The sequence below is a fragment of the Synechococcus sp. R5-13 genome (assembly GCF_047462015.1).
GTDB lineage: Bacteria > Cyanobacteriota > Cyanobacteriia > Thermostichales > Thermostichaceae > Thermostichus.
The window spans coordinates 1-9,678 of record NZ_JANSIL010000086.1; the positions used below are offsets into that span (position 1 = coordinate 1).

The window sequence follows — 9,678 nt, forward strand, 5'->3', positions numbered from 1 at the left end:
CAAACAGAATGCTATCGCTGCATAGTTGAACAGTGATGTTCAGCAGTGTTCAGCGTAAATGTATCAGGGCCATGAACGAACAGGAAGTGGTGCAGTGGCTGGAGCAGGCGCTGGCCAATCCCCGCCTTAGGTTACAGGCCAAAGCCCAACCGCTCCAGGAGAGTCCCAAGGCTTATGCCCTCGTCATTATGATCAACCGCCCTGCCGGCCTTGCTCTCAACTATGAGGAGTTGACGGCCTGGTTCCAGAAGGCGATTCCCACTCGCTACCCCCAAGTCAAACGGTTGGCCCTCTACAGCCGCCCCATGGGCCAGCAGGCTGCCGACTGGAAAACTCAGGTGAGGCTGGATCCGGAGCCGGCGACAGACAAGGTGGATCCCGGTCGTGTTAGCAGTGCAGAGCACTTTACCGCTACGCGACCCTCTCGCGAACCCGTCAGTGGGACGGAGTCCCCGGAGAGTCTGGATCTAAGCCGCTACTGCTTTGTCAGCGATCGCCAGTTGCTTACTGCCGACCTTCCTCAGCCGCCTGGTTTGCTCCGCCAGGCGGTTTTGGGTTTTCACGGCCTCACTTCTGGGCAAAAGCAGGAGGTTCTGCCCCTCTTGCCCACCTTGTTTCGCAATCCCAGCGCCGTCTCGACGGTGATGTTATCGGTGGAAGCGGCCTTGTGGCTGGAGCCTCTGAAAAGCCTGAATCCTCACGAGCTGCGTCTATTGAGCGTTTGGCTGAGCCGCTATTGCTTCAACCCCAGCCGCACCGTAGCGGAATTGGATCCCGCCACCTCAGGTCTCAAAATTGGGCAAACCAAGCGCAGCTACCGCGCGCCTCAGGTGGGGGTTTCGCTGATTTTGGCCAGCTTTGCCGGCAACCTGACGGCGGCCTCAGGTGTGACCCTGAGCCTGCTGTTCGGTATGGTGTTTGTGCTTTTCCTGACCGTCTTGGGCAGCTTAGAGGGGGGATTCTCTCTGGGCTCTTTCATCTTCGCCATTCTGCTCACCCTCGCCTTCAATGCCCTGATCTTCTTTTTGTCCCCTTGGCTGATGGACTGGATCCAGCACAGCCTCTATGGCACCGAGTGGGTGAGCTTGGCGGAAATCGGGCGTCGCAGCCCAGAGAGTGCGGAGGTCATTGAACGGGTCTGCCGACAGTACAAGCTGAAGCAGCCGAAGCTGGGGCTGATCCGCGACCAAAACCCCACCGCCTTCACCTATGGCAGCCTGCCGGACACGGCCCGCATCGTCGTCAGCGAAGGGTTGTTCACCTACTTGGAAGATGAAGAGGTGGCTACGGTCTATGCCCACGAGCTGGGGCATGTGATCCACTGGGATTTCGCCGTCATGACCCTGGCTTCCACGTTGGTGCAGATTCTCTACCTTCTTTACGTCTACATGCGGGATGCGCGCGACAACGGCAAAAGGGGCAGCCTCCGCTCCCTGGCCTTGGTCGCCTACTTTTTCTATGTGGCCGGCTCCTACTTGTTGCTGTATCTGTCGCGGGTGCGGGAGTACTTTGCCGACCACTTTGCCGCCGAAACCACCGGCAACCCCAATGGGCTCTCGCGGGCTTTGGTGAAAATTGCCTACGGCATTGTGCAAGAGGGAGAGCGGGAGCGGGATGAGGAAACCCGACAGCGCAGTGCTCGCCTGCTGGAAGGAACGCGGGCTTTGGGGATCTACGATGCCAAGGCGGCGGTGATGGCAGGGACGGCCTACCGGGTTGCCTCGGATCCCGGCCAGGTGGGCAGGGTATTTTTGTGGGATCTGTTTAACCCTTGGGCCTGGTGGATGGAGCTGAACTCCACCCATCCCCTCACGGGCAAACGGGTACGGGCGCTGAGCACCTATGCGGAGCAACTGGATCTGCCGGTGGAATTCGACATGACCAGCGTGGTTGCCCAGGGCAAGCAGCTCAACCGGCAACAGCTCTACGGGAACTTCCTCCTGGATGTGCTGCTGTTGAACGCCGAGTGGCTGGGGGCAATCGCGGGGGCACTGCTCGGGATCCCGGCCTTGCAGGTGGGCTTCTATGAAATGTTTGCCGGGCTGACCCTGATGGGGGTGGGCTTGGGCCTGCTGCTGAAGATGACAGTGATGTACCCCAGCTTAGAAAACCCGCCAGCGTTGACCGTGTTGAAGGCCATGAGCAATCCCTACGCCAGCCCCTTGCGCGGGTTGCCGATGCAGTTGGAGGGGCGGGTGATTGGGCGAGGGGATCCGGGCTATCGCTTCGGCTCCGATCTCAAGTTCCAGGATGAGACAGGGATGATCTTCCTGCGCTATGCTTCCCGCTTTGGGCCGCTGGGCAACTTCCTGTTTGGAGCGCGCCAGGCAGGGGGGGTAATCGGCCAAGAGGGATCCGCAGTGGGGTGGTTCCGACGGGGGGTGGCCCCTTACCTGGATCTGGCCCGCTTCCAAACCCGCCATGGCCAGCTCATCACCAGCTACCATCCCTTCTGGCAGGCTATGTGGGCTGTGCTGTTGTTAGTGGTTGCCCTGCTGGTGATGCTGTTCTAGAGGATCGCGATCCTCAGCAGCGAAGAGCTCGCCTAGGCCATTGGGATTGGCTACTTTTGCCCACCGTTAACCCGGGCGTAGTCGTCGCTGAAGCGGACAATGTCGTCTTCGCCCAAGTACTGGCCGTTTTGCACCTCGATAATCACCAGAGGGATGACGCCAGGGTTCTCCAGGCGATGCTTGGTGCAAGGGGGCACGTAGGTGGATTGGTTGGCCGTGATGAGCTTTTCTTCATCTCCGCAGGTGACCTTGGCGGTGCCGGCAACGACGATCCAGTGTTCGCTGCGATGGTAGTGCAACTGCAGGCTGAGGCGATGCTTGGGCAAAACCACGATCCGCTTGATTTTGTAGCCAGGGCCCTCTTCCAGCACTGTAAAGCTGCCCCAAGGCCGACTTTCAGCATTGCTCTCGATCAGCTTGTTGAGGGTTTCGGCAGAGAGGGAAGGCGAAGGTTTTTCCGGTGAGGCCAAATTGGCATTGGGGGTTTCTAGCATGGGATGCTCTCCTTGGGAGCCCTACCTTTAGCTTATCTCAACAACCAACTCGGGGTCTGTTTGTTTATCTTTAGACCCACCAACAGATCTGCTTCAGCTCCTGGGGATCCCCAGCCGGTTCAGGTTTGGTAGGGCAGTGGTTAAAATCCTGTGGAATCATCAGAAAGGCTCCGAGAAACCCCGTCCTTTAGGACAGGGAGGAAGAGGAGCGGCGGGCAAAGCCAGCCAAACATAGTCGTACCCTTACACCATACCCGCTAAAATGCAAGGCAGAGTGCTCCGCCCCATGGAAAAAGCCTACAGCTACCGGTTCTACCCAACACCTGACCAGGAAACCTTGCTGAGAAAAACACTGGGCTGTGTTCGCCTGGTCTACAACCGCGCATTGGCAGCCAGAACCCAAGCCTGGCAGGAGCGGCAGGAGCGCATCAGCTATGCACAAACCTCTGCCCTGCTGACCGAGTGGAAAAAACAGCCTCAACTCCAGTTCCTGAACGAAGTGAGCTGCGTTCCCCTGCAGCAGAGTCTGAGGCATCTGCAAACCGCCTTCGACAACTTCTTTGCCCGCAGAGCCAGCTATCCCAAATTCAAGAAAAAACGCGACGGTGGTAGTGCAGAGTTCACCCGGTCTGCTTTTCGGTGGAAAGATGGCCAAGTCTTCCTGGCCAAGTGCTCTGAGCCCCTGAACATCCGGTGGTCTAGGCAACTGCCCAAAGGGGTCGAGCCATCCACAGTTACCGTTCGGCTGAGTCCTGTGGGGGAGTGGCATGTCAGTCTCAGGTTTGACGACCCCCGCGACCTGACGCTTGCCCCTGCTCAACAGTCAGTTGGACTGGATGTGGGCGTTAGCAGTCTTGTTGCCCTGAGTACAGGGGAAAAGGTGGCCAACCCCAAGCATTGGAACCAGCGCTACAAGCAACTGCGTCGGGCGCAAAAGGCTCTGAGTCGGAAGCAGAAAGGCTCCAAAAACCGCTACAAGGCGCGGCTGAAGGTGGCCAAGATTCACCAAAAGATTGCCAACAGTCGCCAGGATCATCTGCACAAGCTGACCACCCGCCTGATTCGCGAAAACCAAACAATTGTGGCGGAGACGTTGGCGGTGAAGAACCTGATTCGCAACTCCAAGTTGGCCAAAGCTATCAGTGATGCCGGTTGGGGTGAGCTGTTGCGGCAGTTGGAGTACAAGGCGCGGTGGTATGGGCGCACTTTGATTTGGGTGAATCGCTGGTTTCCTAGTTCCAAGACCTGTTCAGGGTGTGGCTATACCCTGGCTCGACTGCCCTTGAAGGTACGGGAGTGGGAATGTCCTCGATGCCAGGCCAGGCACGACCGGGACATCAACGCTGCCCGCAATCTTTTGGCCGTGGGGCACACGGTGTCAGCCTGTGGAGCAGACGTAAGACCAAAGCCCTCCAGGGTGGCGGCAGTTGCGATGAAGCAGGAACCTAAGCTGTGAGGCTTAGGAATCCTCGTCCTAAGGCCTACGGGCCCGCTGACGCGACTAGGACGGGGCGGATGTCAAGAATAAAGATCTCTGCTCTGCAAAAAGGTCACTTCTCCATGCGTTCTTCCTCTTCTGCCCCTTCTTACCCGGTTCACATCCATGACCGCCAACGGGACACCCACTATCTAATCCAGGTGCCGGCGGATCAATACATTTTGGCCAGCGCCGAGGCCCAAGGGATCCAACTGCCCTTTGCCTGTCGCAACGGCGCCTGTACCACCTGTGCGGTGCGGGTACGGCGGGGATCCCTGTACCAGCCGGAAGCCATGGGCATTTCGCGGGAGCTGAAGGAGCAGGGGTATGGGCTGCTGTGCGTGGGCTATGCCCGCTCGGAGCTGTGGGTAGAAACCCAAGATGAAGATGAGGTGTACGAGCTGCAATTTGGGCGCTACTTCGGCCAGGGGCAGGTCAGGCCAGGGATCCCCATCGAGGATGAGTGATGTCTTCTTCGGCACCGGTTTCGTCTCAACAACTGTCGCCGGATCCCTTGCCCTCTCAGCCGAGGGGCTGGCTGCTGGCGGCAGCGGCGCTGATCCCGGTGAATCTGGCCCCCAGCTTGCTGTTGGCTTTGGTGGGAACGATTCAGGGTTATACCCGCTGCGGTGGCCGGATCCTGCGGGATCCTCTATTTGGACTGGCGGCTCTCCTGAGCCTGGCGGCAGTGGGAGTGGCTTTTTTGGGGGAAGATTGGCGGCTGAGCCTGCCAGGGATGTTCAACTACTGGCCTTTTTTATTGATGCTGCCGGCCTTTGCCGCTGTTCTGGCCGATCGCGTCAGCGGGACGGAGTCCTTTCGCGTCAGCGGGACGGAGTCCTTTCGCGTCAGCGGGACGGAGTCCTGTCCTGTGGGCCGTCGGCGGTTGGCCCAGGTGTTGGTGCTGGGCAGCGGGCTGATGCTGCTTTTGGGTTGGGGAGAAGTGCTGTGGGGATGGCAGGGGCACTTCTTCTGGGGGCCGGTTTGGATTACGGGGGTTGCCGGGGGAGAGCGACCGGCGGCAGCCTTCACTTCCCCCAATACGCTGGCCATCTACCTGGTGATCCACCTGTGCTTGGCAGCAGGGCTGTGGCTGGATCAGGCCGACAAAGACTGGCCGAGGGTGGTAGGGCTGGGAGCTGTGTTGGGGCTGGGATCCCTCTTGTTGCTGCTGACAGCCTCTCGCAACGGCTGGGGAGTGGGGGGGCTGGCGCTGATGATGGGGCTGGCCCTGCGGCGCTGTTGGTGGGGGATCGGGATTTTGGCCGGTCTGGGATTGGCCGGTTTGGCCGCTGCTTGGGATTGGCCGGGCTGGCGGGCCGTAGTGCCCCGATTGATTTGGAGCCGTCTGGCAGACACCTTCGATCCTCAAGCGCTCCATTTTAGTTCCACCGCCAACCGGCTGGATGCTTGGCAATTCGCCCTGCAGATGGCGCGAGAGCGGCCTTTGACGGGCTGGGGCTGGCAGAGCTTTGCCGCCCTTTATAATGCTCAGGAGCCGCCGGAGCTGCTGGGCCATTGCCACAATTTGTACCTACACCTGGCAGCCGAGGGTGGGATCCCGCTATTGCTGGGCCATCTGATCCTGTGGGGCTGGATTTTGGCGCGGGGATGGCAAGCTTGGCGGCGCTCGCAAGAAAGCGTCCTGTTGGGGATGCTGCTGGCCTTGACGGCATTTTTTGCCTCAGGGCTTTTGGACGTGGTGATGTTGGATGGCCGCATTCACCTGCTGGTAACCTTACTCTTGGGGGCAGTTTGGGGAGCCAGCCTCGAGCAGCGCTCGACAAAGGGCCAATGCAACCAAGATCTGGGATAGCTTTCCCAAGGGGGTCACGGTTGAATGCCCCACCATGGGCGTCGGCGCTGCCTGGCAATAGGGAATGACTCTTGACCTAGCAGTAAATCCAAAATCCATGGGTTCCCACCCGTAGGAAATCCTTGTGGTAAACCTGTACCGAGATGTGCTGTGGCCTCTGCTTTTTTCTGGGCTGAGAGCCGACCCGGAAGCGGTCAAGATGGGCCTGCTGCGCGCCTTGCATTGGATCGATGCCACCCAGGCCACCGGGATCCTATCGGCTCTGGAGCGACTGTTTTGCTACCGGGATCCCCGGCTAGCGGTGTCGCTGTGGGGCCTTACCTTTCCCAATCCCCTTGGATTGGCTGCGGGCTTCGACAAAGATGGCCTGGCTCTGGGCGTCTGGCCCAGCCTGGGGTTTGGTTTTGTAGAGGTGGGCACCGTCACTCCTCAGCCCCAACCGGGCAACCCCAAACCTCGCCTGTTTCAACTGCCCCAAGATCGCGCTGCCCTCAATCGCATGGGCTTTAACAATCAAGGGGCGGCGGCTCTGGCGGAACGGTTGCGTCGGCTACACCAACGTCCCATCCCCATCGGAATCAACCTGGGCAAAGCCAAAATCACCCCCCTAGAAGAAGCGGCTGCCGATTACCTGGCCAGCTTCCGGCTGCTCCAGGATCTGGGGGACTACTTTGTGGTCAACGTCAGCTCCCCCAACACGCCGGGGCTGCGATCCCTGCAGGCTGCTGAGCAACTGGAGCCCATCCTATCTGCCTTACAGCGGGAAAATCAGAAGCGAAAACCCCTCCTGGTGAAGATCGCCCCCGATCTGGACTGGCCCGACATTGACAGCATCCTGGAGCTGGCCCAAGACCATCAACTGGCCGGGATCGTGGCCACCAACACCACCCTGCGCCGCGATAACCTGAAGACCCGTTTCCTACCTGGCCACGGGATCCCCTTCGCACCAGCGGAGTCTAGGCCAATCCTTGCAGAAGCCGGCGGGATCAGCGGTGCCCCCTTGCGGGAGCGTTCCACCCAAGTCATCCGCTACATCCACCGCTCCACCCAAGGAAAATTGCCCATCATCGGAGTGGGGGGCATCTTCACCTTGGCCGACGCCTTGGAGAAACTGGAAGCGGGAGCCAGCCTGCTGCAGGTCTACACCGGCTGGGTTTACGAAGGGCCGGGGATGGTGCCGCAATTGCTCCGAGGCCTAGCCCGCTCTTCTCCCCCCAGCCCTGATGTTACACTTCCCCCAGAGAATACCCCTGTGGGTCAGATCCAGGCGTAAGATCGTTAGGGATCCCTGAGGAAGCTTGCCGGTGAACCTGCTGCAACACCTTTTCAAAACCCCCCATCCGGTTATCGGGGTGGTTCACTTGTTGCCGCTGCCTACCTCGCCCCGCTGGGGGGGGGACTTGGAATGGGTGATCGCTCAGGCAGAACAGGCGGCTACCGCCCTGGCTGCAGGAGGGGTAGACGGGATCCTTGTCGAGAACTTTTACGATGCCCCCTTTGCCAAGGATCGGGTGGACGCAGCGGTGGTCAGCGCCATGACCGTCATCGTCCAGCGGCTGAAAACCCTGGTCTCGCTGCCGGTCGGGATCAACGTCTTGCGCAACGATGGCTGCAGTGCTCTGGCAATTGCCGCCTGCGTGGGGGCGCAGTTCATCCGGGTGAATGTGCTCTGCGGGGCGATGGTGACCGACCAAGGCATCATTGAGGGGAATGCCCACCGCCTGCTGCGCTATCGCCGGGAGCTGGGGGCTAATATCAAGATTTTTGCCGATGTGCTGGTGAAACACGCTCAACCCCTAAGTCCCATCAGCCTGGATGCGGCCATCACCGACACGGTGGAGCGCGGCCTGGCCGATGCCATCATCCTTTCCGGCTGGGCCACCGGCAAGCCACCCCTGCTCGAGGAGCTGGAGCTGGCCCGCAAAGTTGCTCCTCAGGTGCCGCTGCTCATCGGCTCGGGGGCTACTGCCGAAAACATCGGCAGCCTGATCCGACGGGCAGATGGCGTGATTGTGGCCAGTTCTCTGAAGCGGTCTTCCCGTTCCGCAGGCATGCCGACAGGCTATTCGGATCCCTTTCCCATGATCGACCCGATTCGGGTGCGGCAGTTTGTGGAAGCACTGCACCTTGCGCTCCGTGAGCGGGCCTCCAACCATGCTTGTCTGGCCGCTCCCGGCTCTGGTTCCAACTAGCCGTTGGCGCTAGGATTGGGATCCGACTACAATGGGCGATTCCTCTTTAGCTATGCCATCCCTTGATCTGGAGGGCTTGGATTCTGCGTACCACCCTTCTGGTTCAGCAGAAGAAACCTTTTGGAGCTCTGTTCCGGCCCGGACTCCCCGCATTTGGGTTGTCGATGATGACCCAGTAGTCCGTCGCTATATTGTCGATGCTCTCAAAGGCTCTCAGTACTACGTGGAAAGCTGGGAAAGCGCCCGAGCAGCTTGGGATCCCTTGCAAAGCTTGGAAGAGAGCGAGTGGCCCGACATGGTGATCTGCGACTGGGTCATGCCTGAGATGTCGGGGGTAGAGTTCTGTTGCCGTCTCAAGGGATCCGCAGCAGGGCAGTTCGTCTATTTCATTTTGCTCACGTCCCGTTCTGAAGTTGAGGCTCGGGTAGAGGGGCTGGATGCGGGGGCGGATGAATTCATCACCAAGCCGGTCGATCCCGAGGAGCTGCGAGCGCGGGTGCGGGCAGGGCTGCGCCTCCAGCGGCTCACCCAAGCTTTGGCCCAGGCCAACCGGCAGTTGCGAGCCCGCAATGAGTTGTTGGAGTCTTTGTCTTTGACGGATCCCTTGACCGGGGCGCTGAACCGACGAGCTCTGGATCAGGCACTGCCCCATTTGCTCAAGCAGGTGGGAGCCCGCGGGGAAGCTCGCTACCGCTATCTCTGCCTGCTGATGATGGATGTAGATCACTTTAAGCAAATCAACGACAGCCACGGCCACTACATTGGCGACTGTGTGCTGCAGGCCATCGTCGGGCGGCTGCAAAATCAACTGCGGCCCTCCAGCTTGCTCTACCGCTATGGTGGGGAAGAATTTGTTTGCCTTACGCCCGGACTTAGCCCCTCTCGCTGTGGTCGCTACGCAGAGTCTCTGCGGCAGGCTATCGCCAAACGGCCCATTGACATCTCCCCCAAGCGCAGCCTGCCTGTTACCATCAGCATCGGTGGGGTCGTGCTCAGCGAAGACTACCGCCTGGAGCCGGAAGCTGCCTTGCAGCAGGCGGATAGCGCGCTCTACCAGGCCAAGCAGGCAGGGCGCAACCGAGTTCACATCCTCACCCCAGCCCCAAAGGTTTATCTGCCCTGATACATTTACGCTGAACACTGCTGAACATCACTGTTCAACTATGCAGCGATAGCATTCTGTTTG

The 9,678-nt window shown here is 59.8% G+C and carries 8 protein-coding genes; 7 read left to right on the forward strand and 1 reads right to left on the reverse strand.

Annotated elements, in window-relative coordinates; all coding sequences use genetic code 11:
• The first annotated feature begins 35 nt into the window (after positions 1–35).
• Positions 36–2,513, forward strand: coding sequence for a M48 family metalloprotease (locus NW840_RS07095; RefSeq protein ID WP_414343338.1), 2,478 nt, complete (start codon positions 36–38; stop codon positions 2,511–2,513).
• 50 nt (positions 2,514–2,563) lie between these two features.
• Here NW840_RS07095 and NW840_RS07100 read toward each other — a convergent pair whose 3' ends face one another.
• A complete protein-coding gene (locus tag NW840_RS07100; protein ID WP_011433853.1) occupies positions 2,564–3,007 on the reverse strand; it encodes a phosphomannose isomerase type II C-terminal cupin domain in 444 nt (147 codons plus the stop codon).
• A 286-nt stretch (positions 3,008–3,293) separates the two neighbouring features.
• Between NW840_RS07100 and NW840_RS07105 the strand changes: the two genes are divergently transcribed.
• From NW840_RS07105 to NW840_RS07130, 6 genes are all read left to right on the forward strand, one after another.
• Entirely contained in the window at positions 3,294–4,463 is a 1,170-nt protein-coding gene (locus NW840_RS07105; RefSeq protein ID WP_414343340.1) for an RNA-guided endonuclease InsQ/TnpB family protein, read from the forward strand.
• Between the two features lie 104 nt (positions 4,464–4,567).
• A complete protein-coding gene (locus NW840_RS07110; RefSeq protein ID WP_414343346.1) occupies positions 4,568–4,951 on the forward strand; it encodes a 2Fe-2S iron-sulfur cluster-binding protein in 384 nt (127 codons plus the stop codon).
• On the forward strand, positions 4,951–6,300 hold the full coding sequence (locus NW840_RS07115) for an O-antigen ligase family protein (protein WP_414343341.1): 1,350 nt from the start codon (positions 4,951–4,953) through the stop codon (positions 6,298–6,300). Before NW840_RS07110 ends, NW840_RS07115 begins: the two co-directional genes overlap by 1 nt.
• A gap of 124 nt (positions 6,301–6,424) precedes the next feature.
• Complete coding sequence (locus NW840_RS07120; protein WP_414343342.1) at positions 6,425–7,573, forward strand: quinone-dependent dihydroorotate dehydrogenase; 1,149 nt, start codon at positions 6,425–6,427, stop codon at positions 7,571–7,573.
• 31 nt (positions 7,574–7,604) lie between these two features.
• The gene (gene btpA, locus NW840_RS07125) at positions 7,605–8,492 is read left to right on the forward strand and encodes a photosystem I biogenesis protein BtpA (RefSeq protein WP_414343344.1); all 888 of its coding nucleotides are present in this window, start codon (positions 7,605–7,607) and stop codon (positions 8,490–8,492) included.
• Positions 8,493–8,568: 76 nt separating this feature from the next.
• Positions 8,569–9,615, forward strand: coding sequence for a diguanylate cyclase (locus NW840_RS07130; protein ID WP_414343345.1), 1,047 nt, complete (start codon positions 8,569–8,571; stop codon positions 9,613–9,615).
• The last annotated feature ends 63 nt before the right edge of the window (positions 9,616–9,678 follow it).

Excerpts from the sequence above, each read along its gene's own strand:
- NW840_RS07095 (WP_414343338.1), top strand. The coding sequence starts at position 36 with ATGTTCAGCAGTGTTCAGCGTAAATGTATCAGGGCCATGAACGAACAG.
- NW840_RS07100 (WP_011433853.1), bottom strand. The coding sequence starts at position 3,007 with ATGCTAGAAACCCCCAATGCCAATTTGGCCTCACCGGAAAAACCTTCG.
- NW840_RS07105 (WP_414343340.1), top strand. The coding sequence starts at position 3,294 with ATGGAAAAAGCCTACAGCTACCGGTTCTACCCAACACCTGACCAGGAA.
- NW840_RS07110 (WP_414343346.1), top strand. The coding sequence starts at position 4,568 with ATGCGTTCTTCCTCTTCTGCCCCTTCTTACCCGGTTCACATCCATGAC.
- NW840_RS07115 (WP_414343341.1), top strand. The coding sequence starts at position 4,951 with ATGTCTTCTTCGGCACCGGTTTCGTCTCAACAACTGTCGCCGGATCCC.